Source organism: Streptomyces sp. NBC_00989, assembly GCF_045162655.1.
GTDB lineage: Bacteria > Actinomycetota > Actinomycetes > Streptomycetales > Streptomycetaceae > Streptomyces.
In genome coordinates this window covers 11,719,572-11,744,399 of sequence record NZ_CP108728.1, presented here as the reverse complement: position 1 = coordinate 11,744,399, position 24,828 = coordinate 11,719,572, and the positions used below count along the sequence as shown (strand labels likewise).

Genomic DNA, 24,828 nt, shown 5'->3' with positions numbered 1-24,828 from the left:
CAATGGTCCCGGAGAACCGCCCGGGAGCGGGCGGGGAGAGCACCGCGGGAGGGGCGGGCACGGGCCGGGGGCAGCATCCGGGACGGCGCCCCGCTTCTTTGCCGGGGCGGGCAACAGCGCGGCAGGGGTGGCCTGTTGGAGGCCCCCGGACGTGCGGTCCCGGAGGTGAGTGGGTGCACGGTCGGACAGGGCGGGGCAGGCTTCAGGGGGCGGACGGGGTGCCGGTCGTTTCCCGGGGCGGTGCTGGCGGCCCGGCCGGGTCGCGCGGTCCCGTTCATGTCCGGATGCCGGAGCACGAGGGCGCGGGGACACGAGGGCGCGGGGCGCGGTGGGGGCGTGTGTCGGGGCAGTGGGTGGTGACGGTCCGGGTGCGCTCGAGGTCCGGCGCGGGCCAGGCGGGTTCCGGGGCCCGGTTGCCGCATCCGTCGTTCACGCGGTGCAGCCGGCTCCGTACCGGACGGGGAAGCCGGTGGCCGCGGATCCGCCGGGGTCCCGGCATGTCCGTCGCCGTTCCGGTCAGGACGAGGCCGGCGGCGGGCTCATTGCCCCCTCGGGAGCAGTTGGACAGCAAGCCGCCTTCTTCGGACTGCCGGGCCGGAGCCGGTTCACACAACAACCGGCAACCGGCCCATGGCCGGGCCGGCATCGCGGTCGACCTGATACCCCCGGCCGCATCAATGACGTTTTCGCCGATCGGAAGCGGTGGGACGCGCCGCCCCCTCCGCCTTCTGCCGGTCCGTTCCTATCCGAACCTCTCCCATGTAGTAACATGTAGGACATGGAGACGACCGCCCGCGAGTTCAACCAGAAGTCCTCACAGATCCTCGCCGCAGCGGCGCGCGGCGAGACCGTCACCGTCACCAAGAACGGCACTCCCGTCGCCCGGGTCGTGCCCATCACCGAAAACGACGTTCCCCCGTACCCGACCAGCCCCATGGGTGACATAGAGCTGCCCGACCTCGGCCTGCCCGACCTCACCGTCGACGAGATCGAGGAAACGCTCAGGGGGATGGGGGCATGAGCCTGGTCGTGATCGCCGACACCAACGCCCTGTACCGTCTGCTCGACCCTAACCTCACGGGCCATCAGGAACACAAGAAGGCCCTGGCTGCGGTCAGCCATCTGGTCATCTCCCCCATGGTCCTGGCCGAGCTGGACTACCTGATCACAGCGCGCGCGGGAACCCGCAAGGCCCTGGCGGCAGCCCGGTTCATCGAGCGCAACACGGCTACCCGTCGGTTCGAAGTCCCGGCCGTCAGCGCGCACTTGAGTGCGGCGATCGCCGTCGCCGAGGGGTACGCGGACGCCGACGGCGGCAAAGGCATCGGTTTGACCGACGCGATGAACGTGGCCCTGGCGGCCGCTTACCGCACCGACGCCATGTTCACCACCGACCGCCACTTCCGGATGATCCGTCCCCTGACCGGCCATCCGGCCTTTCGTCTCCTGCCTGACGATTTGTAGCCCGCGCAGGCCGGAAGGCCGCGCCAGTCCGATCCCGACCCAACACCGCATACAGCTTGCCCCCAGCGGTGTGCTACCCGGTTACGGTGAGGCTGTGATCGCCCAGCCCGAAATCACCCAGCGCGACCTGCGCACCAGATCCAGAGAGATCATGGACGCCGTTCAGGGCGGCCAGTCCTTCACCGTCACCCGCGACGGCCATCGCATCGGCGAACTGATCCCCCTGCGCCGGCACTTCGTCCCGCGCGACGAGTTCGCCGCCATGTCCCGCGCCGCCCCCGACATCTTCCCGGACGCCTTCCGCACAGACCAGGACGCCACCGCCGAGCAGGAGCCGGACGCCCCCTGTGCCCGGTGAGCACCGACAGGGACTCCTGCACACCAACATCATGATTCTCCGCAAGTGGATCGACCCCGCGGAACTGCCCGCCGAGATGGCCATCACCTCCATCACCCTGGCCGAACTCTCCGCAGGCCCCACCCCGTCCGCGGCAACGCCGAACAGGACGACTACGACGAGCACGCCGAACGCGCCCGCCGCACCGACGTCCTCCAGCGCGCCGAGAACGGGTTCGGCCCCGTCCCCTTCGACGTGGAAGCCGCCCGCGTCCACGGCCAGGTCTGCGCCGCCGTCATCAGCGCGGGCCGTCAGCCCCGGCGCCGCATCGCCGACCTGACGATCACCTCGGTCGCCGTCGCGGAGGGCCCGCCCCTGTTCACCACCGACCCCGACGGACTTCACCGGCCTGGACGGCCTGCTCACCGTCGTTGCGGTCGCCCGCCCGAAAGCGCTCCACGACCGGCAGGACGCCACCGCATCCGGACACGTCGCGGGAGAGGCGGGCGCGGACCGGGGCCGCCTCTGCGACGGCAGAGGCGAATCCCGAACGGCTGCCAGGGCCCGGCCACGACGTGAGGCGGCTCACCGCAGTACGCCGGCAAGCGGCCCCCAAGCCTCGGCCGACGGCCGGCGAGGAGGGCTCGGCGCATCCTGGAGGCCCTGCAGGAGGCGGACATTCCCAACTCCGGGCAGTTCCGGCCACGGTGGGCAAAACCCCGCGGGCCGAGAAGGACACAGACCGGGCCGGGTCAGGCCGGGCGGGCGGTGAGCTGTGGGGTCGTGCCGCCGGCGGCGGGGGCGGTCACGGGGGCGCTGTCGGGGCGGGCCGTCAGGATGGAGCGCTGCAGGCGGCCCAGCGGCGCCGAGGGTTCCAGGCCCAGTTCCGTGACGAGGGTGGTGCGCAGCCGCTGGTAGACGTCCAGGGCCTCGCCGCGCCGGCCCGCGCGGTGCAGCGCCACCATGAACTGGCCGTGCAGGCTCTCGTGCATCCGGTGCCGGCTGACCAGCACCGTCAGTTCCGGCAGCAGCTCACGGTGACGGCCCAGGCGCAGGTCGGCGTCGATGCGCTGGGCCAGCGCGCACAGCCGGGCCTCCTCCAGCCGCCGGGCCTCCATGCCGATCTGGCTGCCGGCCTGCAGACCGGTCAGCGCCGGCCCGCTCCACAGATCCAGCGCACCGGCCAGACGGCGGGCCGCCCCCGCGTAGTCCTCGGCGTCCATCGCCCGGTAACCGGTCCCCGCACGGCGCTCGAACTCCCGGTGGTCGACCGTGCCGCCACGCGTCGACAGCCGGTAACCGCCCGGCACGGTCGCCAGAACATCCTTGGCCCCCAGCCGCCCGCCCCCACCGCCCTCCTGCTGCTCCCCCCGCTCCTGCCGCTGTTGTGGTTCTGGTGCGGCCAGCGCCACGCCGATCAGCTCCCGCAGCTGCAGGACGTAGGTCTGCAGGGTGGTGCGCGCACTGCGCGGCGGCAGCGCCCCCCACAGCTCCTCGACCAGCGCACCCACCGCCACCACCTGATCGGCGTGCAGGGCCAGCAGACCCAGCACCCGCCGCGGCTTCGGCGCCGTCGGCACGACCGACACACCGTTCACCCGCACCGCCAGCGCGCCCAGCACTTCGATGTCCACACCCAACTCCCCCACGAGGCCGCCACGACAGCAGGTCCACGGCCCCGCACTCCGGGACCGCCCAACGCCCCGGCCGTCACCGCACCGGAACCCCTCGATAAAAAAACAGCACGGACGGTTTGTCAATGCCGGGTGGACAACCCACCCCCGGGAACGCACAGATCCGGCCAACCCGGCCCCCGCCCCGACCTCCGCCAGGACCCGCCCCGACCCCCGCCAGGACCCGGGCCCACCCCGGGCGGGACACGGGGCGAACCGCCCGCCCAGGAGTTCACGCGAGCGCACGGGGAACCGGCACGGGAGCTCGGGGGCGAGCGACACGGGGGCAAGAGGGCACGCGGGGTTCAGGGCGGGCGCGGAGCGCGGGGCTGAGCGGTACGGGGGGCGCGGGATTCAGGGCGGGGGTGCGGGCCGTGGTCTGGGTGCCGTGTCCGGGTGATGTCGGGCGGTCGTGTGGTGCCCGGGCTTGCATCGCCGGGAGCGCGGACCGTGGGGGGCGGGTCTTTCCGGTCCGGGGTGGTGGGGGGCGGATGGGTCCGGCGTACGTGCGGGGGCGTCGGGGTGGGGCGCGGGCCGGCCGGGGCCGGGGTGCCGGGCGGGGGCGGCCCGGGTAACCGCCGGAACTCCGCTCCCGCCCCCACAGATCCGGGCGGAGGTATGTGCGCGGGAGGGGGCCGGGACGGGGGGCCGCCCGCCCGGCCTTCACCGCGCCCTTCGCTGTGCGGCGGGCCCCGTCCGCGACCGGCGGGAACCCCGAAGACACCGTCGGACACCCTCCCGGGGAGGGGGACGTACGGCTGGAAGCGTGCCGCCACCCCTGCCGTACGGCGGATCGCCGGAAGCTCGGTAGGGCAGGAAGCGGCGGATGGGCGGCCGCCGGAAGCCACCGGGCGGCCTCCAGAGACGGAGGAGCGAGGTGCCGGCGGTGCCGAGGCCGGCGCGCAGCGCCACGCGGGGCAGGTGCGGGGCACCCGGCGCCGGACCACGGACAACACCGCCCGCCCCGCACCCGGGCACTCCGCACCACCGGAGACCGCAGGATCGCCCCGCACTTCCGGGAACAACACCCACACCCACACCCGCACCACACCACACCCGCGCCGGAAGGCGCCTCGGCCGGCCGATACGTGCGGGTGCCGGCCGGCACGTGCGGGTGCCGGCGCCCTCCCGGGCACGCACGGGCACCCGCGCCGCCCATCGGGCGGGACGGGCCGCCGGGCACTCCTTCCGCGGCGTACCCCTCCCTCACCGCATGACCGGACGACGTCACCTCACCGTAACAAACCGCATGCGTGGTTTATATGAGGGGGTGGGAGACGCCCTTGCCGAACCGGCCACCTCCGCAGGATTCCCGGGCCGTCACCGCCAGGCCCGGGGAGGGCGGTAGGCCGCGGCCGTCCGCTCCGGGTGCCACGCCTGATCCCGCGCCGGCCCGGTGCCGCTCCCGTCGCCGCCGTCGTCCGCGCGGGCGGCCAGCACCGCGCACAGCACGGCGCACAGCGCCGCCAGTTCCTCCCTGCTCGCCCGCCCGCGCTCCACCCGGAAAACGCTCTCCGCGCTGCTCACCCGGCCCGCACCCCCTTCATCCCGACGTGCGGCCACCCTGCGCCGGCACGCTGGAGGACCACTCCCGCACCGCTGGAGAACCACCCCGCCCCGCCCCCGCACCGGACACACCGCACCCCCGGCGGGCCGCCCCCGCACCCCGTACCAGGCTCCCGCCGCCCACCCCGCGAAGCCGCCCGCACCACACGCCCCCGCCGGCCCGACGACGGGAGCCCGGCACAGTTCCGGCCACCCGGCACGGAGCGGGTTCCTCCACATCCCGTGCCCCCGGAAGCCCCGATACCCCTAGAAAGAAAACCGAGTGGTATGTATCTTCTGGTCCGGACACCGCGTCACACCGCACCACACGGCACGGCACCACACCGCACGAGTGCACCGCACCGCCGCACCATGCCGGCGCACCGCACCGCACCGTCCCGTACGAGCACGGCACCGCACGCCCCACCCCGCTCCACCCCGCCCTGTCCCGTGCTGCACGGCGGGGCACCGCGGGGCCCCGTACCTCATCCGATCCGTCCCGATCCCGGCCCAGGGGGAACCATGTCCGCACCCACGTTCCACGCCCACCGCCCGGCCCCCGCCACACCGCCCGCCCCGGACACCGCACCCACCGCACCCGCCACCCCTGCCGCACCCGTCATACCCGCCGCACGCACCCCGGAGACCTCACCCGCCACGCACACCACGGGCACGGGTGCCCGGGCGTCCGCGGGTGCCGGAGCGTCCGCGGGTACGGCGATGTCCGGGGGTGCGGCAGGCACGGCGGGTGCGGCGGGGGTGTCCGGGGCCGGTGACGCCTTCGGTCACCTGTCCCTGACCCGGACCGTCCCCAAGGAGTTCGTCCACCGCGCCTCCGTCGCCGAGGTCCTGCTCACCGACTGGCACCGCACCGGCGAGGACCGCTTCACCGTCAGCGCCCAGTGGCCGCGCGGCCACTCCTTCTTCACCCCCATCAACGGCCGCCACGACCCCCTCATCGCCGCCGAGACGATCCGCCAGAGCGGACTCCTGCTCGCCCACACCGAATACGGCGTCCCCCTCGACCACAGCTTCGTCATGCACGACCTCGCCCTCACCGTCGACCCCGCACACCTCCACGTCGGCCCCGCACCCGCCGCCCTCACCATCGACGTCACCTGCTCCGACATCACCCGCCGCCGCGGCCGCGTCTCCTCCCTGCGCTACACCAGCACCCTGCGCCGCGACGGCCACACCCTCGCCCGCGCCGACGCCTCCTGCACCTGCACACCCCCCGCCGTCTACCAGCGCCTGCGCGGCACCCGCACCCACACCACCCCCCTCCCCCTCACCGCCCCCACCGCACCCCAGACCGTCGGCCGCACCTCCCCCACCGACGTCGTCCTCACCCCCACCCCCCACCCCCACACCTGGCAACTACGCGCCGACACCCGCCACCCCGTCCTCTTCGACCACCCCGTCGACCACGTCCCCGGCATGGTCCTCCTCGAAGCCGCCCGCCAGGCCACCACCGCCCACCTCGGCCACCCCACCCTCCCCCTCACCCTCACCACCACCTTCACCAACTACGCCGAACTCGACACCCCCTGCCACCTCCAGACCCACACCACCCCCACCCCCCACCCCACCCACCCCGACACCCACCACACCATCCACATCACCTGCCACCAGAACAACCGCCCCGTCTTCCACTCCACCATCACCGCCACCACCCCCTAACCCCCCAACCACCAACCACAGCGGCACCCCAGCCCCGGCCGGCCCACCCCCACACCCCGCACGCACACCGGACCCACGCCCCCACCGCCCCGGCCCCGCCGCCCCGGACAAGAAAGACCCGCCCCCACACACAGGCCACCACTCCCGGCGACACCAGCCCGGGCAACAGGCAACACACCCCGACACCACCCGGACCCGGCACCCGCGCCGGCCCACACCCCCCACCGCGACACCACGCCGCGAACACACGAGAAACCCCGGCCCCCCCGACCGGCACGACACACCCCGGCACCCCCGGCACCCCCGGCACCCCCGGCACCCCCGGCACCCCCGGCACCAGACAGTCCGCCGCCCGGACACACCGGCACACATCACGACACCACCCAGGACACCCGCCCGCGCCGCCGCCTCACCACCCGAACAGCACGGGCAACAGACCGCCGAACGACGAACCGGCCACCGGGAACACCACCTGCCCGCGGTGACACCGGCCGGGAAAACCCACCGACCGCCAGAACCCAGCCCCCGAGCAGGGCCTTCTCACCCCACCCCGCTCCGCCGGCCGGCCCGCCGGACCTGGAGCCGACACAGCCCCCGGCCGTCCACCGGAACCCGGACCACGAACCCGACAACCCACCACGAACACCCCCGCACCAGCAGCGAGACCACCCCGGACCCACAGCCGGCACCCACACCCGACGGGCCACCGACCGGACCACAGAAACAAACCGGCATCACACCACCCGGCACCACAGCCCCCGCCGAGGACCCCACCCCCACCACCGGCCCGACCGAACCCGCCACCCACCCGCAAACGCCACCCCCTACAACAAGGAACCGACCCCACACAGAACAAACACATACACACACTGACAAATCGCCACAAAAAATGTGGGTTCACCCACAGGAAACCAACACCCCACCCCCACCCCCACCCCGACCACCCCGCCAACCGATCACCACACAACCCCCCACCCCCCACACCGAACCCCGTAGACTATACGAACTGGACGGTATTTTTAAACCAGCGGGCACCCCACCCGCAACGAAAGAAGCCACACCATGCCAGCACCCAAACAAGACCGCGCCATCCGCACCCGCCACACCATCCTCATGGCCGCAGCCACCGTCTTCGAAGAACGCGGCTACCAAGCCGCCACCATCAGCGAAATCCTCACCACCGCCAACGTCACCAAAGGCGCCCTCTACTTCCACTTCAAATCAAAAGAACAACTCGCCCAAGGCGTCCTCGCCGGACAAGACCAAAACCTCACCGTCCCCCCACACCCCTGCAAAACCCAAGAACTCATCAACACCACCATGCTCCACGCCCACCGCCTCCAAACAGACCCCCTCGTCCGCGCCGGCGTCCGCCTCACCCTCGACCAACGCGCCGACGGACTCGACCGCACCGCCCCCTTCCACCACTGGACCACCATCGTCACCAACCTCCTCACCCAAGCCCAACAACAAGGCGAACTCCTCCCCCACGTCAACCCCCAAGAAACCGCCCACATCCTCGTCGGCGCCTTCGCCGGCATCCAAGCCATGTCCCAAGCCACCACCAACTACCAAAACCTCCCCACCACCATCACCACCCTCCTCCAACACACCCTCCCCACCATCACCCACCCCGCCACCCTCACCACCCTCAACCTCACCCCCCACCCCTGGCCCCCCACCACCACAAACAACAACAACAACGAGAACGAGAGCAGCGAAAGCGGGGACAACAACGAGGACGAAGGAGACACCACCGGGAACAACAACGAGAACACCAACAGGAACACCAACGGGAACGAAGGAGACAGCCACAGCAGCAGGGACAGAAACAACAAAGAGGACGAAGAAACAACGGAGAAAAACAAAACCAAGGAAACACAGAACACCAGAACAAAAAATGACAAAGCAGCCTGACAACAACAACAGAAACAACAACCCCAAGCCACACCACACCAACTAGTGGTCTGGTGCTGCTGGTGATGGTGACAGCGGCCAACGTGACCGACCGCGGCGCGGCCAAGGAACTGCTGTTCCGCCTCGCACGCATCCACCCCGAGATCGCCATCGTCCGGGCCGACTCCGCCTACGCCGTGAAGCTTGTGACCTGGGCCAAGACCTACCTCGACATCACCATCAAAACGGTCCGGCGTCCACCCGGACGCGAAGGCCTTCGTCGCCCTCCCGCGCCGCTGGGTGGCCGGGCGTTCCCAGTCGTGGATCATGCGAGCCCGCCGGCACTTCCGCGACCACGAACAGCTCCCCGAGATGAGCGAATCGTTGATCACGTGGGCGGCCATCACGCCAATGACCCGGCGTCTCACCCACAGCAAAACCCGTCCCGCCGAACGGCGCGACCTCGCTCCGTACTACCTGCAGCAGAAGGCAGCAGCCTGAGCTTGAGCAGACGACCAGAACCGGGTTATGGGAGACGATCACAGAAGCCGCTGATCACAGCCGGGTCTGCTGCAGGTTTGGGTGACAGGTTCGGTCACGCGGCCTGAAGGGCCGGTGTGGTCATGACGGTCTCGAATTCGACGGGGGTCAGCCGGCCGAGTGCGGCTTGTCTGCGGCGCCGGTGGTAGGTCCTCTCGATCCAGGTCACGATCGCGATGCGCAGTTCCTCGCGGGTGGCCCACGATCGGCGGTCGAGGACGTTGCTTCTGCAGCAGGCTGAAGAAGGACTCCATGGCCGCGTTGTCGCCTGCCGCGCCGACCCTCCCTATCGAGCCGGCCATCCGGTGGTGGTCGAGGGCCCGGACGAACTTCCGTGAGCGGAACTGCGATCCGCGATCACTGTGCAGAATGCACCCGTCGACGTGTCCACGCCGGGCAACAGCGTTGTTGAGGGCTGTGACGGCCAGGCGGGACTTCATCCGCGTGTCGATCGAGTAGCCGACGATCCTCCTGCTGAAGACGTCCTTGACCGCACAGAGATACAACTTGCCTTCGCCGGTGACGTGTTCGGTGATGTCGGCGAGCCACAACCGGTTCGGGCCGGTCGCGGTGAAGTCACGGCGGACGAGGTCGTCGTGCACCGGTGGGCCGGCTTTCTCGGTACTGCCGCGCTTCTTGCCGAACACGCTCCACCAGTTGTTGTCCCGGCAGATCCGCCACGCGGTCCGGTCGGCCATGCCGGATCCCGCGCTGCGGGCTTCGTCGGCCAGGAACCGGTAGCCGAATTCCGGATCCTCGCGGTGAGCGTCGAACAACGCGTTCGCGCGTGTGGCTTGCTCGAACTCGGCACCGGTCACGGGACGTTCGAGCCAGCGGTAGTAGGGCTGGCGGGCGAGTTTCAGGACCCTGCACGTGACCGTGACGGGAATTCCGCCCGTGGCCAGCTCTTTCACGAGCGGGTAGACCCTTTTCCCGGCAGATGAGCCTGCGACAGGTAGGCCGCGGCCCGGCGCAGGACCTCGTTCTCCTGCTCCAGCAACTTGATCCGCCGACGCGCTTCCCGCAGTTCCGCGTTGTCCTGGCCGGTCGTTCCGGACTTGGTCCCGTCATCGATGTCCGCGCGACGCATCCACTTCCACAGCGTCATCGCGTGCACTCCGAAGTCGGCGGCCACCTGCTCGACCGTCACGCCCGGACCGCGGTTCCTCGCAATCCGTACGACGTCCTCGCGGAACTCTTGCGGATAAGGCTTGGGCACAGCGACATCCTTCCCACCCACCCCACAGGGCAAGCCATTTCAGATGTCACCCGATCGTGCACCAGACCCCAGGGGTTACCCGGGCAGATGGCTCAGCGGCCGGGCGCGCCAGACTGGTCGTACGGCTTCCCGCTAGCTAATCTCTTTCCAGGCTTTGCAGCCGGTGGTGTTGAACGCCTTGTCGGTGGCGGCGATCGTGACGGTCGTCTGGCCGCTGGTGGCGTTGTTGGCGATGATGTCCTTCACCTCGCCGGAGGTGCTGGAGAGCCTGGCCCAGTAGCAACTGGTGACGAGGCCGCCCTGCGGGCCCCCGCTGCGGTAGGTGCCCGGCTTGATGTCGTTACCGACGACGTACGTGCCATCGCCAGGGAACCCACCCGAGGAAACCTTGCCGGCTGCCGACGGGGTGCTGTCGGTGGCCGCGCGCGTGGCGGTCACGGTCGCGGTGACCGTCGCTGAAGGTGCTGCCTTGTCGCTGCTGGAGTTGCTCGTGACGCCGATCAGCACACCGACGAAGAGACCGACGAGAGCCGCGCCCGCATGGGTGAGGACCTTCCAGCGGGGGCGCGCTGGACATGGCTCCGACTGAGTCCTGTCGCCGCGGTCCGGGGGTTGCAGTGGCCCGTCCGGAGGGCCTGGCGGGATCGGGCTGTTCATGACTTCAGCGTGCGTCCGCCAGCCTGTCCCCGCACGTGGAGCCGCGGGGAGGGCGCCGTGGATAGGCGCGGCGTTGTCGGGGTCGAGGCGTGCGCCGCCCTTGGACAGCGGCACGACGTGGTCGACGGTGAACGACAGCGGCTGCTTGGCATGCAGCTCGTATCCGATGTTGTGGCCGCACCGTGCGCACGGGAAGCGCTGGGCTCGGAGCCAGGCACACAGCCGGCGGTATAGGCGCCCGTTGCGTGGGTTGCCGGCCACGGGCGCCTCCTCGGCTACGCCTTGGGCACGGTCCAGGTGACGGGGTCGCGGCCGCCAGGGCCGTAGATGATCCGGTCGGGACGGGTGCCCTTCGCCATGCTGAACGTAATCTTTCCGCGCAGGCAGGTGCCAGGCTGTACGGCGGTGCTCTCGACGGGGTACTCCGGCTTGGGGATGCCGGCGCCGCTGACGCCGGGTGCCTGGATCCGGGTGTCATCGGGGTAGCCCAGGGCCCACGGGCTCTGGGCGACCATGACGTTGGTGCTGGTGGCGTCGGCGCAAACCTTGACTTCGAGGATGGCCCAGGTCGGATTGGGGAAGTCGGCGAGCGCGTCGGAGAGGTCGACCTTGGCCGGCTGGGTATAGCTGATGACGCTGGTGGTGGCGCTGATGTGGCTGCCGTCGAGGTCGGTGTCCGACCAGTGGCGGCCACCGCCGATGGCGAGGGCCTTGAGCTTGGCGACCGCCGTCGTGGTGGCCGTGCTGGAGGGCTTGGCGGCAGTCGTGGGCGCCTTGCTGTCGTCGCTGCTGGTGTTGCTGCTGCAGGCGGTGGCGGCCGCGATGAGCAGAGCCGCGCAGGCGGCTGTGCGGGCGTTCATGGTCCCCCCGGGCGTGCTGATGCTGAGGGTGCATCATCGCGCCCCGTGTGGGGCGATGCGGGGTCGTGTGGCCGTCTTGTGATGTTGAGGTCCGCCGCCCGGCACTGCACATCCCGTCGGGTCACCTCCACCCCAGCGCCGGGCAGCGAACGCTGACACGACGAAGCCCCAGCCGACTACTGGCGGATTCTCGCAGTCCTCGCAACACCTGATGGCTTAGAAGTCATCTCATTTGGCGAGTCTGCGGTAGCAGATGAGGGTGCAGGCGATGCTGGTGAAGGCCAGGAAGTGCTCGGCCTTGCGCTCGTAGCGGCGGTGCAATCGGCGGCATCCAGCGAGCCAGGACATCGTGCGTTCTATGGTCCAACGGTGGCGGCCCAGACGGGTCGAGGAGTCAATGCCTCTGCGGGCGATGCGGTGCCGGATCCCTCGGCTGGATAACCATCGCCGCAGGTGGTTGTAGTCATAGCCCTTGTCCGCGTGGAGTTTGCGGGGCCTGCGCCGCCGGGGTCCCCGGCGGGATCGGATCGGCGGTATGCCCTGCACCAAGGGGATCAGCGCCTGGCTGTCGTGCGTGTTGGCGCCCGAGATGCCGATGGACAGGGGTAGCCCGGTGCGCTCCGTGATCAAGTGGATCTTTGACCCGTACTTACCCCGGTCTACAGGATTCGGACCTGTCAGCTCCCCCTTTTCTGGGCCCGCATGTTCACCGAGTCGATCGCGCACCGCGACCAGTCCAACTCGCCACGGGATCCGAGTTCGTCAAGCACCAGACGGTGGAGTTTGGCCCACACTCGAGCCTTCGACCACTCGGTGAAACGCCGGTGAGCCGTCGCTCCGGACGGCCCGAACGACGCGGTCGGCACCTGCTGCCACGTGCAGCCCGAGGTCGCCACGAAGACGATCGCGGCCAGCACTTCACGGTCACCGTGCCGACGCCGACCCCCACCCTGAGGCCGCGACGGCGCCTCCGGCACCACCCGCTGGAACAGCTCCCACAACTCATCCGGCACCAGCCGCTCAACGATCCTCGCCACGACTGGCAGCTTACCCAACCAAATGAGATGACGTCTAAGCACGGAATAAGCCAGCAGGATCGGTGACAGAGTTCTTACCGGAACACCGAACTGCGGGCAGCTGCACCCGCGTCAGCGGCGGGTGACGGTGTAGCCGGTGTCGTTGACCGCGCGGGTCCACACGTCCCGGTCGAACCATTTACCGATGTCGGGCTGCGCCTCGGTGATGGTCCGCATCCGGGCATCCCAGTCGTGGCCTCCGGGCCCGCGGCTGCCGTCGCAGCCGGTGCACCCGTCCTCGTCCTGCTCGTCGAGGTGAAGTCGGGACTGCCCACCGCGCAACTGCGGCTAGGGCCAAAGGACTTCGCCACGGACCTCAACAAGAAGCTCGGCAAAGCGGTGGAGCAGATCGACCGGAGCGCCGCGCTCATCGAGGAGCGCAGGTCCGAGTTCATGCACATACCCAACGACCGCCCGGTCCTCGGGATGGTCGTCACCATGGACACCTACTACCTGGTCCACGCCCCGGAGTTCCGGTCGGTGCTGCCCGAGTCCACCGTGCCCACGCCCGTCACGGCGATCGGGGAACTGGAGGATGCCGTCACCGTCACGGACACGGGCCTGGCCACGATCCTCATCGACGGCGCGCGGGCCGGCTCCGCCGGCGGCTGGTGGGTGCGGGCCGACCTCGCCGGGCACGCCACCGTGCCGTTGAATCCGATCCTCGAACAGGCCTGGGCGGTATACCCGTTCGGCCTGCCCGAATCCGTGCCTTCGGCGACCGACTCTTCGTAGACGACCTGCGGCACACGTTCGCCGTGCTGATCCGGACCCTGTCCTTGTCGGATCGCAGGGCCGGGACGGGGTATCGCCACCGAGCACGAGTTCCGGGACCGCGGACCAGGACCCGATCGTCCAGTTCAAGGACTCCTTTGCCGATGTCTCAGGCATCAGTACCCCCGTAGAGGTCCCGTGTCTGCGCGCTGTCGCTCAAAGGTAGGGGGTGACCTGCGCCGCGAGCGGCGGCTCCGGTGCAGTCGACGACGGCCCGATATATCAGTCACTCACGGTGACGCCGACGTGATCAGCGAGGCGGTGGAGAACGGCACCTGGCTTTTCGCCGGTGTCGTGCCGGGCACGGACACCGCATTGTCAGACCCTGCGGGTAGCGTCATGGGTGTCAGGACGCTGAGCGTGCCGAAAGAGCCCTGAAAATGCGGACTTTGCTTGGCGGCTGCCGCATCCCAGGGCTCTCGGCGCGTCCCGGGTCCCCCCACCCCTCGTGTACGGGCAGTAGGAGAAACCCTTGACTGGCATTCTTGAAGCTACAGCACAGGTCGGACAATCGCTCCTACCTGCGGAAACGAACACGAACGCCCCCGCTGGGTCCAGCGAGGCACTCGATACCGGCGCGACCGTCACTCCGATGGAGATGCCGGCCTCCCGATGACCGTGTTCCCCATCACCACCGGTCTGCTGCTCATCGTCATGGTGTCGACGGTCGTCGGGGTCTCAGTGTTCCTCTACACGAAGAAGAACAGCACCGCGGCCCCGCCCACCGGGGACCTGGGCACAGCGATCGGCTCGGCCGTGGCCATCGCGATGTTCCTGGTCACGGTCGGCCTGGCGTCCGCTCCATCAGGGTCGACTGATCCACCTGCCGGAGGCGCCGTGCCCACCTGTTCGTCTACGTCCCATTCTCGCGGGTGTTGAAGGGCGTCCCGTAGATCTCCTGTGCCGGGGCCGGTGGATACGTGACCACCGGCCCGGCATTTCAGGTACACGGCCGGGGACGACGTCGACGCGAAGAAGATGGTCGTCTCGAACTGGTTCGCGGGTCACGAACTACGCAACAGGACTTTGCCACCGAGCTCATCACCAAGCTGGAGAAGGTGTTCGGCCAGATCGACAGGCCCGCCGGTCTCGTCGCGGCAGTGGCTCCGGCGGCTCGTCGAACCCGGTGGTGGTGGTTGCTGCCGGGCGGCCGGCGTTCTCCAGGTGGGTGAGGGCAACGACCGCGCTCGGTGTCGGACGTACGCCGTGGGCGGCGCAGGCCTTCACGAAACGGACCGTCCCGGTGACACAGTCGCGATCGGTGAGCGCGAGCGCGCTCATGCCGCGCCCTGCGGCCCGGGACACCAGGTCCCGGCCGTGCGACGCACCGTAGCGGACGGAATGCCCGGAGGCGGTGTGCAGATGAGTAAATCCATCGCCTCACACCTCCCGTCGCTCGCGCACCCCCTGCCCGGCCTGCACCTCCTTACATACCCACCACACCCCAGGACTAGCACACCCGCTCGAAACACGTGTTCGGTTGGCGTCCGGTGCGGGTGTCGGACTCGGACATTCAGATCGCGGAAGCCGTCCCGCCCGCAACCGCGAGGCGGGCCGCCGGCCCTGATCGCGGCGCCCTACCTACACAGCAGAGGGTCGAGGGCCAGTACGTGATGAAGCGGCCCCGATCAGATGCCATGGCGCGCCGCGGCTCATAGCCTGATGTAGGGTCTCGCCGCTCGTGGCAGAGGCTGTGTTCCCTGACCAGCGAGCCTTCCGTTGTCTCAGGTCGATGCCCTGGCCGCTCCGTCTCACGAGCGTGGCAATTCCTCCTGGCTTGGGCGGTGACAGCAACGGGAGAACATCCGCTATCGCGGCGAAGAACGCGAACAGCAGCCGGCGGGGTCCCTTGGAGTCGTACATGCCGGGCAAAGGTCCAGCTGATGTTTGCCTACCGAGCAGACGCGCCCGGCGTCGGCATGGAGGGCGCCGACGACTGCCCGAAGCCGGGGGCCAGCAGGAGAGCGAGGAGTGTCGCGACGGCAGCCCCCGTGAGGATCGATGCCACCATGTCGCCACGGCCAGCGGCTCCGTGCGTCCGCGCGGTGTACTTGAAGACCCCGATGCCAACGGCGTAGCCCACGACAATGAGCAGGGCTGCCAGAGGCGCGATCTGAATGGTCACGACGTTCTCCTCGCTGTCCGCCCTAACCGGCGGTTCGTCTGTGCCGAGTGGCACGGCGCCATGTCACCAACAGGGCTATGGGCGGAGCGATCCCGGAACTTCGCGAGGTTCTACGCTGAGCCGCATGGCGAGGACCACGAGCACAGCGATGCGCGAGCTGATGGAGTTGTCGGGAGCGTCTCAGGCACAGATCGAGCGGTGGCAGAAGCGGAGCTTCCTACCGAGACTTCCCAGGGCGTACGCCGGAGGCGGAGGTAGCAAGTCGGAGCTCAGCGACGAGATCGTCGAGCGGGCGAAACTGCTGGCAGATCATGCAACGCAGGGCACCTTGACGATGGGCCCGATCTCTTTGATCGCCACGCTGTCCGAACCGGACGCCGCCCTCCTACGCGAAGCGGTCATCGAGAACCTGACTGCGCTGCGCCGGCGAGTGGGTATGGACGTCCAAGCCGCCTCGCCGCGGGAAGCCGCGCTCGCCCGCCAGGGCGCTGCCGACCGGAAGGCCAAGCGCCAGGGCCATACTTGGAGTTTGAAGGACATCGCAACGGGCCCGGTCAAGGAGGGATCAGCGCTCCAGCTAGCCGAACTAATGACACTCTTCAATCGGGACACGGATGAGGAGATCGACGAGGGCGACCTGGAGGTTGCCATCGACATCGTGGTGGAGCGCGTCAAGGAGAACTTGTCCCGAGCAATCGGTGTCCCGGTCGGTCTCCTGCCGCCTGGTATGGAGGCGGGACTCAGAGCCGATGCCCGGCAGCACCTGCTCGGCGTTCCGACGTTCGATAAAGAGTGCGACCTGGTCCGATCCGTGCCGGAAAGCCTGCTGATCCGGGCATGCCGCCTTGTTCCGATGGTTCGGCGGGTCCAGATCGCAGCGGTGGAGTCCGCGAGGCTGGCTCACGCACTGCACACCGGATCGCTGACGGCGGAAAGGCTCGGCGAGTGGAACGACTTCCCCATGCCGTACGACAACGTGCAGCGGATGGAGGCGCACCCGATGTGGGAGCGCTGGGGGAGCAAGGTGATTGAAGCTGGAGCGGTGCGCGACAGCGGGGACGGTCAGCGCATCGTGGTTTGCCTGCTGGCCCCGGCCATCTTGGATGAGCTGGAGGACTACGTCGACTTCATGGTGGCGCTGATGCCGGCGCGGGCCTTTCACCGACTGGCGTTCAATCCGACTGGACCCGAGAGCCTGACGGTCCAGTGAGCGCCTATCTGGTCAGCGCCAGGCACTGGAAGCCGGGCGGCCCCGACCAGATTCCATTTCTATAGGCAAAACCATGAACTACATGGATCCGGATGAGAAGGTAACAATGGGGCCATCTTCGGAACCAATAACCCGAACATCGAAATTCCGGTGAGGAAATTCGGCAGACAACGCAGCACCCCACGTTTTTGCAACACATGCGGCAAAGAAATCCTGCGCCCGCCAGTCCTCTTCGACATCATCCGAATCGACAATCTGCCAGACTCGCAGCCGATTCAGTGTCGCCTCAATTTTTCGAATGTCACCGGAGAGACTCTCGCGCCATGCCTTAAAATTCGATTCTTCGTAAGCACGATCCCACAGCACACACCCCTCCACTTCGATAAAACGCGGCCAGAAGATCCGGGAGAATGCCACCATCATTCCTAGATCGCCATGACCTTTCACATAATCTAGGTAATCAACCCCCCCTCCCCATTCCTCCACCCAGGACTTGATTCCGGGGTAGTCCATCGGGTCATTCATAGATAGCTCCTCACGTCACTTGCGTAGGGGTCAGCCATTCGAGCCACCCAGGGATATGGCGGCAAACCCACAGAGGTTCACAAATTCAGAGACCTCAGGCGCCCGTCATGTTACTGCGAGCGCCTGAGGTGATGCATTTCTACCAGTATTCAATTATTTATGAACGACTTCCATGTCAGCCATCCATATTTAGCTCGGTCTACCGGCAGCCGCATAGTTCTTCCTCGGGGCGTAGAGGCCGCGGCATCTTCTCCCAGTTGCGAAAAACCTGGCCTGTTTTTGGATTGACATGCCTGGCCATATCGAGAATGTGTGGAGCCGGTATTCCGGCATGCGGTGCCGAGTCAGGATCGAGGTCCGCGCGCTGGGAAATTTCTCCTTCCTCATCATAACGCGCATACGCAGTAACCGTCCCGTCCTCTTTCTGACGGTAAAGCGTCTCCCCGGGGTTAGCAGTCCTGGGAAAGCGTCCGCTGACGTGCCGCGCACCCGAGAGACTCAATCCTCCTGTTTTGCAGTTGTGAACGAGTATCGGCGTCTGTCCAGCGAGTACATAGTACGTATGCAGTTCCTCGACCGTGAGGTTGTACATGTCGCGGTCGCCGGGTCGTGGGGTGACGGCGGTGACGTGGACGTGGCGGTCGTCGGCGGTGTTGAGGGCGTGGCCTGCGAGGAGTTGGCCTGCGGGGACCCAGGTGTGGAGGGTGTCGTCCCAGAAGGGGTGCTTGGACGTGGTGTGAAGGGTTTCCGTCTTTCCGTCGGCCAGCTGGATCTTGAGGTCGACGAGGTCGTAGTCGTCGTTGACGTGAGTGGCCGTGACTGTACGGAGGCCCTGGTGCTTGCCGTTGGTGAGGTTGGCGGCCTCGACCTTGTCGCCGGTCTTGATGTCGCCGATGGGCTTGGTCTTGCCGTCGGCCATCAGGACCGGGGTGGAGGGGGTGAAACTGCACTCAATGACTTTGCTTACGCCGACTTCACCCTCGGCCTCGGCGCCGGCGCCTCGCGTTCCCAGGAGGAGGGCTATGTCGAAGAGCAGCTTTCCGGTGCCTTCGGCGCTCTTGCCGTTCGCGTAGTCGCCGTATATTTCCTCGCCGCGCGATGTCATCGCTGCCGCGCCGGCGAGGGCCGGATTGGAGCCCATGAGCAGCTGGGTGAGCAGGTCTGTGCAGCCGTCGCCGTCCAACAAGCAGTTCTTGTCGGCGAGGAACTGCTGAACGGGGGCTTGGAAGATGGTGACGACGGTCGATTTGGCCTGGCCTACGATGGTTTTGCCGACATCACTGACCCAGCCCGAGACGCCACCGCCGCCTCCGTTGACGTTCCCCTGGCTGTTCGAGGAGACGGTGCCGCCTCCGGGGCTGCCGTCGGAATTCCTGTTGCTGCCCCCGGTGGAAGTACTGGGGCCATGCGGCTGGCCGTCAGCGCTGCAGAAGGGCGGGCACTGCTTGTTCCCTCCGTCGCTTGATCCGCCACTGCCGCCGGGATCCGGCACATTCATCAGCCCCGAGGGGTCGCTGCCGGTGACGGGGCTGTTGTCGGCGTAGGTGTAGCCGTTGAGGGACTGGGCGTCGCCGGTGTCGAGGACGGGGTCGACGCTGAGGAATCGGCCGATGGCGGAGTCGTATTCGCGGGCGCCGACGTAGGTGAGGCTGGTCGTGGGATCGGTGGTCTTGCCGAGGAAGGTCTTGTCGTCGGCCCAGACGCCGGTGCCGCCGGTGCGTGCGGCCCCGAACGGGGTCAGGTAGCGCTTGGTGACGGCCTGGGTGGTGGCGTCGAGGCTGACCGTGGACGTGCCGTGCGGGTCTCCGGAGAGGTAGGAGAGGGTCTGGGTGCCGCTCTTGTTGGTGCGCAGGGCGATGGTGGCGCTTCCGGTGCCGTAGTAGCGCTGGGCCCAGTACTTGGCCGTCGAGGTCGAGGTGTCCAGGTGGACCTCGGTGGCACCGAGGTAGAGGACGGTCTCGCCGCTGGTGTTGCGGCGGATGAGGAGGTTGCCGTCGGCGTCGTAGACGTGGCTGGTCGTGCTCTTGGTGGTGCCGGTGCTGGACTTCTCGGTGACCGTGTCGAGGCCACCGGTGGCGTTCCAGGTCAGCGTCTGGGTGTCGGTGCCATTGGGACGGGTGGTCGTGTCACCGGACTTGTCGTAGCCGTAGGTGGCGCTCACACCGGTGCAGGAGGTGGCGGTGGTGGTCGCGGTGAGCTGGTGAGGGGTGGTGGTGCTGTAGCAGTAGGTGCGGGAGGAGTCTCCCGTGCCCGTGTGCGCGGTCTCCGTGGTGCGCAGTCCGCTGCTGGTGTAGCCGTAGGAGGTCCAGTAGGGGGAGGCTCCGCCCAGGTTGGTCGTGGTGCGGCCGCTGGTGGCGCAGGAGGCGGTGGACGGGGTCCAGGCGTCGGTGAGGCGCTGGTAGCCGTCGTAGGTGAAGCACTGGTAGTCGGTCGCGCCGGTGCCGGAGAGATTGGCGGTGTCGAAGGTGGAGGTGACGTTGCCGGCGTCGTCGTGGGTGAAGTTCAGGTCCTGGACGCTGCGGGTGGCGTCGGTGGTGAGGCTGCGGGTGAGCCGGTCGGTGCCTTCCTCATAGGTGTTGGTGATGTACGCCTTCTTGGCCGTCAGCGCCTCGGACGTGCCCAGGGTGTACTGGTTGACTTGGCCGAGCGCGTTGTAGTCGGCGGCCAGCAGATAGCCGGTGGCGCCCCCGACGTCGGTGACCATTCCGAGGCCGTTGTACTCGTAGTCCACGGTCTCGCTGCTGAGGCCGCCGGCCGCGGGTTCGCTGTAGTACTGCTGGGTGCCGTCGATGTTGTAGTACGAGGTGGTGGCCAGGGTCGCCGAAGCAACCGCACCGTCGGCGACGAGTGGGTCGCTGGAGGGCAGGGTCAGCTGGCTGCCGGTGGCGTGGTAGAGGCTGTCGTAGGCGGTGACCTTGCGGGTGTAGGCATTGCCGGTGGTGCCGCCGACGTAGCTGATCGCGTCGTCCAACTGGCCCTTGGCGAGAGTGTCGTAGTCCCAGTGGGCCAGCTTGTTCGCGTCGGTCTTCGCCGTCTGCCACTGGTCGGTCTTGCGGCCCAGCACGTCGTAGCCGTACAGCAGTTGCGTGCCGCGGTTGTCGGTGGTGGTGTCCGTCTGGTCCAGGGCCGTGTAGCTCGTGGACGTGGTGCCCAGGTCCGGATCGGAGGCCGAGGTCTGCCGGCCGAACAGGTCGTACACATAGGACCACTGGGCGTTGTCCGGCCCGGTGACCGTCAGAGGCTTGTTGTCCAGGGTGTACGTGTACTTGGTGGACGTGTAGGCGGCTCCCGCTCCGGCGCCGTAGGCGGCGTCGGCGGGGTCGGTGCCCGCATAGGCCCGCTTCTCGACGGTGTTGCCGAAGATGTCGGTGATCGTGCGGGTCGCCGAGCCGCCGTTCAGTGCTGTCGTCGCGGTGGAGTCACCGGTGTAACTGGTGCTGGTGGTCCACTTCTTGACGCCGTACGCGTACAGGCTGCTGCTGGTGGCCCGGCCGACGCCGTCGAAGACGGTCTCGGTCTGCTTGGGCGCGCCTCCGTATTCGGCTCGCGCGTAGGTGCCGCTGGGGAGGTTGGCGGAGTCGAAGACGTCCGCGTAGGTCTCGTAGGCCAGGCCCCTGCTGTCGTAGCGGGTGTCGGTGAGCAGTCGTCCGCCGTCGGGGGTGGGGGACTGTGTCTGCAGGGGGCGCAGGAGGGAGTCGTAGATCGTGTACGCGGTGTTGTAGGTGGTTCCGTCGGCCTTCAGGGTCGAGGTCGACGTCCAGGAGGGGGCGTCGTTGGTGACGCTGTAGGCGTAGGTGTAGTTCGGGGTCTGGTTCGCGGAGTGGGAGCGGTTGGTCAGCCACGTGGCCGTCTCGCGGCCCAGGGCGTCGTAACTGGTCTCGGTGATCTTGTTGTTGACGTCGTAGACCTTGGTGGGCAGACCCGAGGCGTAATCGGTGTAGGTGTAGGTGGCCTGCGCCTTGGCGTTGGTGACCTTGGTCTTCGTCAGCGGGCCCGAATCGGTGGGCGTGTAGGCGGTCGCGGTGGTGTTACCGGCCGTGTCGGTGACGGTCAGTCGACGGCCCAGGCCGGCCGTGCCTCCGCTGTCGTCATAAGTGGTCTTCGCGACAGTCTGCCAAGTGCCCGGAAAGCGCTCGCCGTTGGTGACCGCGGCCGGGTAGGCGACGGCCCGTCCGGTCCACGTTGCCTCACCGAGAGTGGGGGTCTGGGTGGCGGACCAGGCGGTGGCGGAGGCGTTGTCGTACGACGTCGCCGAGTCGGAGAGGACGTCCCCGCGCGAGGTGGAGGCGGTCGGCAGGTTCAGGCCGGCCTCGGTGACGGAGCAGTCCTGGCCCACGACTCGGGTACGCGAGACGAGGCTGGTCAGGCCGATGCCGGTGTTGCGGGCGTACCAGGTGCGGGTGCAGGTGTTGTCGCCGCTGACGCCGGTCTGGCCGGTGTCGTTGACCTGGGTGGGCATGCCGTAGTCGTCGTAGGTGGTGCTGGTGGTGCGGGTACGCCAGGTCGCGGACGCGGTGAGGTAGGTGGAGGTGGAGCTCTGACCGGTGCGGACGTAGTACGCCTTGATGCTGGCGTAGGACTTCTGCTGGCTGGCCGTCTGCTTGGACCAGGGGGAGTTGACCGTCACCGTGACCGGGATAGCGCCGTTGTAGGTGACCTGCTCACGCAGGGATCCGGCGTACTGGTCGCTGTCGGTGAGGTCGGAGACGTCCAGACCTGAGACGTCGAGGCCGGTGCGGGTGGCGGAGGCGGTGGTGCCGTCGGACTGCTTGTCGCCGTCCATACCCTGCATGTAGAGACTGACGGTCTTCGACTGGGTGGAGCCGGCCGCGCCGGTGGTCGTGGTGACCTTGCCGTAGCCCCGCCACTGCGACCAGGTCCGCTCGTCGGCCGGGACCAGCGGGTCGAAGTTGTAGTGCCAGGCCGGGTCGGCGTAGCTGTAGGAGTTCTCGACGCCCTCGCCGAGACCGGTCGGGTCGGTGCTGAGGACGGCGGTGACCCGGTATTTGTGGAACCAGTCGAGCAAGGATTCGGTGGCGCCGTTGATGTGCCAGTACTGGGGATAGCAGCTCAGAGTGTCGTTGTCCTCGGACGAGGGCATGTTCGAGCCGCGTACGCACTCCGGGTCGGACAGGGTCACGGTGGTGATGGCGCCGGTCTCGGAGGTGACGGTGGCGATGCGCGGCATGCTGAGTTTCAGGATGTCGTCGGAGGTGGAGTCCACCCGGTTGGGCCGTAGTTGGTAGGTGAAGGTGACCGGGTCCAGCGTGATGTCGGTCCCGTTCTGGCCGGTGTGCTGGATCGAGGAAAGCACCAGGGTCTCGTCGGAGGTGTCGCCGATGTCCTGGCCGTCCAGGAACTTCTGCGTCAGCGCCCAGGAGTCCACAGCCGTGTACGCCGAGGTGGCTGCCGAATAGGCGAGGGTGTCGATGCCGGTCAGTCGTTTGCGGCTGAAGAACGACGGGCTGTCGCTGTTGCAGTCGTCGGCACCGCTCGCACAGATGGCGTCGAACGGCACGTCCGGCCAGTTGTCCGAGGTCGAGTCGGTCAGCGAGGAGCAGTCCGAGGCGGTGCACCGCTCGTCGTAGGAGAACGTCACCTCGTCCGAGGCGGTCCCGGTGAACAGGGTGCTCGCACGCTGCCCGTAGAGGATCTTGTCCAGGTGTCCGCCGCGGGTGTACTTGGTGTTGGCGGTCGAGGCCCCGTTCTTGGGGTAGTAGTTCGTCTCGGCCGTGTACCAGTACGACATGGCGTTGCCGTGCAGATCGACGACATAGTCGAGGTTCCAGCGCCACGCCTGGGTGAGGGAGCGGTCGGCGAAGCTGGATCCCTGGTCGTAGCCGGGCTCGCCGGAGTCGTCGCCGAAGACCGGCGCGGTCCACACCGAGTTGGTGCGCTGAGCGTCGGCGCCGGGGAGCTTGTTGAGCCCGAAGACGTACTGGGTGCCGTCGCCGGTGGTGACGGTCCAGTACTCGCCCTTGCCGTCGTTCCCGGTCACGCCGTCGTCGTCGTTGTCGGCGCCGGTGGAGTGGGTGACGGTGGAGGCGTCGTCGTCCTTGAGGTGCCAGGCTCCGTCGGCGTCGTTCTTGACCAGTTCGGTGGACTTGCCGTTGAGGACGAGCGAGGCGTTGTCGTACTTCCAGCACTCGTCGTGCTTGTCCGTCTGACCGTCGTCGTCGCAGGAGGCGTACGACCGCTCGATGTACGACGACTCGCTCAGGTCGAAGCCCTCACCGACCTGGGTGGACTGGTTGTTGGTGGACGCCGTCTTGCCGTCGGTGCTGCCGGAGTCGTAGCCCAGGGAGAGCGAGGGCGCCGGGCCCGCCGCGGCCGGCGGAGTGGACAGCGGATAGCTCCAGGTGAACGCACCGGAGGAGCCGCCGGCCTGCCAGCTCGACGACGAGGACAGGGGTGAGGCTGAATAGTTGCCCGATCCGGATGCCGACTCTCCCGAGGTGGCCGTCAGTGCGAGCACGGTGGCCGAGGCCGCCGTGCCCTGGGACAGTTCGGCCGTACGGGCGCTTGAGCGGGATGCTCGTGTGTCGCTCTGTTGGACAGGTGTCTGCCCCAACGGGACCGTGGCGGACACACTCTGGCCTCTGATGTTGTTGTGCGAGTCCAAGGGTGTCTGGACTCGGCAGGCGGCTTTGTCCGGAGTGGTCAGGGCACAGGCCGGCAGTTGTACGAGGTGCAGGCGGCCTGCCCAGTCACCGCCGTACGCCGAGGCGAAGGCACTGTAGTCGACGCTGATTTTGGCGTTGCCGTCGCCGCTCGCGCTCGCGGTCAGCAGCACGCCCTTGATACCCGCCGCGGCTGCGGTCTTGCGGCTGAGCACCTGAACGCCGGCCGTGCCCGAGGCGGACTTCGCTCCTGCGGTACGGCTCAGGGACACGGGCAGTCCACCTGCCCTAAGGCGGGTGACGCCGGACGCAGCCAAGGGCGCGGAAGTGGAGGAGGCTTTGGGCCACGTCGCCTTCTGTTCCGCGAGGGCGTCCTGAGCCTGCTTCTTGTTGGCGGCCTTAGCTGCGGCCACCCGCGCCCGGGCCTTCTTCGCCCCGAGACCGTCGACGGTCTTCACGGTGTCGGAACGCTGCTCCGGTACGGCGGGTACCAACTGCTTGGTGGATGTCGCGGCTTGGGCGGCCACAGGAGTCAGACCGGCCACGGCCAGCGCGAGTGTCACGCCGACCGTGAGCACTCGATGTCTACGGCGTCTCGCACCACTGGCGGCACTCACGACAACAACC

Annotated in this window: 16 protein-coding genes and 5 pseudogenes; 11 read left to right on the top strand and 10 right to left on the bottom strand. The window is 68.3% G+C overall.

Annotated features, from left to right (window positions below):
• Positions 1-778: 778 nt before the first annotated feature.
• The 4 genes and pseudogenes from OG714_RS53225 to OG714_RS53210 all read left to right on the top strand — a co-directional run.
• On the top strand, positions 779-1,021 hold the full coding sequence (locus OG714_RS53225) for a type II toxin-antitoxin system Phd/YefM family antitoxin (protein WP_406117833.1): 243 nt from the start codon (positions 779-781) through the stop codon (positions 1,019-1,021).
• Complete coding sequence (locus tag OG714_RS53220; protein ID WP_406117835.1) at positions 1,018-1,464, top strand: PIN domain-containing protein; 447 nt, start codon at positions 1,018-1,020, stop codon at positions 1,462-1,464. Before OG714_RS53225 ends, OG714_RS53220 begins: the two co-directional genes overlap by 4 nt.
• Positions 1,465-1,558: 94 nt before the next feature.
• The gene (locus OG714_RS53215) at positions 1,559-1,822 is read left to right on the top strand and encodes a type II toxin-antitoxin system Phd/YefM family antitoxin (RefSeq protein ID WP_406117836.1); all 264 of its coding nucleotides are present in this window, start codon (positions 1,559-1,561) and stop codon (positions 1,820-1,822) included.
• 31 nt (positions 1,823-1,853) lie between these two features.
• Positions 1,854-2,267, top strand: a pseudogene (locus tag OG714_RS53210) (type II toxin-antitoxin system VapC family toxin); the annotation flags it as partial.
• A 286-nt stretch (positions 2,268-2,553) separates the two neighbouring features.
• On the opposite strand, the gene OG714_RS53205 reads toward OG714_RS53210, so the two are convergent.
• On the bottom strand, positions 2,554-3,435 hold the full coding sequence (locus tag OG714_RS53205) for a BTAD domain-containing putative transcriptional regulator (protein WP_406117837.1): 882 nt from the start codon (positions 3,433-3,435) through the stop codon (positions 2,554-2,556).
• Positions 3,436-4,794: 1,359 nt separating this feature from the next.
• Positions 4,795-5,001 (bottom strand): acyl-CoA carboxylase epsilon subunit, encoded by a 207-nt coding sequence (locus tag OG714_RS53200; RefSeq protein ID WP_406117838.1) that lies wholly within the window; start codon positions 4,999-5,001, stop codon positions 4,795-4,797.
• 540 nt (positions 5,002-5,541) lie between these two features.
• On the opposite strand from OG714_RS53200, the gene OG714_RS53195 reads away from it, so the two are divergent.
• The 3 genes and pseudogenes from OG714_RS53195 to OG714_RS53185 form a co-directional block, all read left to right on the top strand.
• On the top strand, positions 5,542-6,699 hold the full coding sequence (locus tag OG714_RS53195; protein WP_406117840.1) for a ScbA/BarX family gamma-butyrolactone biosynthesis protein: 1,158 nt from the start codon (positions 5,542-5,544) through the stop codon (positions 6,697-6,699).
• Positions 6,700-7,761: 1,062 nt separating this feature from the next.
• A pseudogene (locus OG714_RS53190) lies at positions 7,762-8,364 on the top strand (ScbR family autoregulator-binding transcription factor); the annotation flags it as partial.
• A gap of 293 nt (positions 8,365-8,657) precedes the next feature.
• Positions 8,658-9,030, top strand: a pseudogene (locus OG714_RS53185) (transposase); the annotation flags it as partial.
• 160 nt (positions 9,031-9,190) lie between these two features.
• Here OG714_RS53185 and OG714_RS53180 read toward each other — a convergent pair.
• The 4 genes and pseudogenes from OG714_RS53180 to OG714_RS53165 form a co-directional block, all read right to left on the bottom strand.
• Positions 9,191-10,354 (bottom strand): annotated as a pseudogene (locus tag OG714_RS53180) (IS3 family transposase).
• Between the two features lie 132 nt (positions 10,355-10,486).
• Entirely contained in the window at positions 10,487-11,272 is a 786-nt protein-coding gene (locus OG714_RS53175) for an HNH endonuclease (protein WP_406117842.1), read from the bottom strand.
• Between the two features lie 14 nt (positions 11,273-11,286).
• Complete coding sequence (locus tag OG714_RS53170; RefSeq protein ID WP_406117844.1) at positions 11,287-11,871, bottom strand: hypothetical protein; 585 nt, start codon at positions 11,869-11,871, stop codon at positions 11,287-11,289.
• Between the two features lie 228 nt (positions 11,872-12,099).
• Positions 12,100-12,899, bottom strand: a protein-coding gene (locus tag OG714_RS53165) for an IS5 family transposase (protein WP_406132240.1) whose coding sequence is annotated in 2 segments (ribosomal slippage) — positions 12,100-12,551 and positions 12,551-12,899 — 801 coding nt in all. Because the reading frame shifts where the segments join, the coding sequence is not laid out codon by codon here.
• 240 nt (positions 12,900-13,139) lie between these two features.
• Between OG714_RS53165 and OG714_RS53160 the strand changes: the two genes are divergently transcribed.
• The 3 genes and pseudogenes from OG714_RS53160 (at position 13,140) to OG714_RS53150 (ending at position 14,600) form a co-directional block, all read left to right on the top strand.
• Entirely contained in the window at positions 13,140-13,682 is a 543-nt protein-coding gene (locus OG714_RS53160) for a hypothetical protein (protein WP_406131660.1), read from the top strand.
• A 264-nt stretch (positions 13,683-13,946) separates the two neighbouring features.
• Positions 13,947-14,078: pseudogene (locus OG714_RS53155) on the top strand (methionine synthase); the annotation flags it as partial.
• A gap of 255 nt (positions 14,079-14,333) precedes the next feature.
• The gene (locus OG714_RS53150) at positions 14,334-14,600 is read left to right on the top strand and encodes a hypothetical protein (RefSeq protein WP_406131658.1); all 267 of its coding nucleotides are present in this window, start codon (positions 14,334-14,336) and stop codon (positions 14,598-14,600) included.
• A 162-nt stretch (positions 14,601-14,762) separates the two neighbouring features.
• Here OG714_RS53150 and OG714_RS53145 read toward each other — a convergent pair whose 3' ends face one another.
• Both OG714_RS53145 and OG714_RS53140 read right to left on the bottom strand, forming a co-directional pair.
• Positions 14,763-15,026 carry a hypothetical protein gene (locus OG714_RS53145; RefSeq protein ID WP_406131657.1) on the bottom strand — a complete coding sequence of 88 codons (264 nt, stop codon included), beginning with the start codon at positions 15,024-15,026 and terminating at the stop codon, positions 14,763-14,765.
• A 586-nt stretch (positions 15,027-15,612) separates the two neighbouring features.
• Positions 15,613-15,846, bottom strand: a complete 234-nt coding sequence (locus OG714_RS53140) for a hypothetical protein (RefSeq protein WP_406131656.1) — start codon at positions 15,844-15,846, stop codon at positions 15,613-15,615.
• Positions 15,847-15,970: 124 nt separating this feature from the next.
• Here OG714_RS53140 and OG714_RS53135 point away from each other — a divergent pair, with 124 nt between their 5' ends.
• Positions 15,971-17,056 carry a hypothetical protein gene (locus tag OG714_RS53135; protein WP_406131655.1) on the top strand — a complete coding sequence of 362 codons (1,086 nt, stop codon included), beginning with the start codon at positions 15,971-15,973 and terminating at the stop codon, positions 17,054-17,056.
• Between the two features lie 78 nt (positions 17,057-17,134).
• On the opposite strand, the gene OG714_RS53130 is transcribed toward OG714_RS53135, so the two are convergent.
• Together OG714_RS53130 and OG714_RS53125 are read right to left on the bottom strand one after the other, a co-directional pair.
• Positions 17,135-17,581, bottom strand: coding sequence for a hypothetical protein (locus tag OG714_RS53130; protein ID WP_406131654.1), 447 nt, complete (start codon positions 17,579-17,581; stop codon positions 17,135-17,137).
• A 199-nt stretch (positions 17,582-17,780) separates the two neighbouring features.
• The gene (locus OG714_RS53125) at positions 17,781-24,818 is read right to left on the bottom strand and encodes a polymorphic toxin-type HINT domain-containing protein (protein WP_406131653.1); all 7,038 of its coding nucleotides are present in this window, start codon (positions 24,816-24,818) and stop codon (positions 17,781-17,783) included.
• Positions 24,819-24,828: the final 10 nt, after the last annotated feature.

What these genes read in the sequence shown, in the direction of transcription:
- OG714_RS53225 (WP_406117833.1), top strand. Translation starts at nt 779, where the DNA reads ATGGAGACGACCGCCCGCGAGTTCAACCAGAAGTCCTCACAGATCCTC.
- OG714_RS53220 (WP_406117835.1), top strand. Translation starts at nt 1,018, where the DNA reads ATGAGCCTGGTCGTGATCGCCGACACCAACGCCCTGTACCGTCTGCTC.
- OG714_RS53195 (WP_406117840.1), top strand. Translation starts at nt 5,542, where the DNA reads ATGTCCGCACCCACGTTCCACGCCCACCGCCCGGCCCCCGCCACACCG.
- OG714_RS53170 (WP_406117844.1), bottom strand. Translation starts at nt 11,871, where the DNA reads ATGAACGCCCGCACAGCCGCCTGCGCGGCTCTGCTCATCGCGGCCGCC.
- OG714_RS53150 (WP_406131658.1), top strand. Translation starts at nt 14,334, where the DNA reads ATGACCGTGTTCCCCATCACCACCGGTCTGCTGCTCATCGTCATGGTG.
- OG714_RS53135 (WP_406131655.1), top strand. Translation starts at nt 15,971, where the DNA reads ATGGCGAGGACCACGAGCACAGCGATGCGCGAGCTGATGGAGTTGTCG.
- OG714_RS53130 (WP_406131654.1), bottom strand. Translation starts at nt 17,581, where the DNA reads ATGAATGACCCGATGGACTACCCCGGAATCAAGTCCTGGGTGGAGGAA.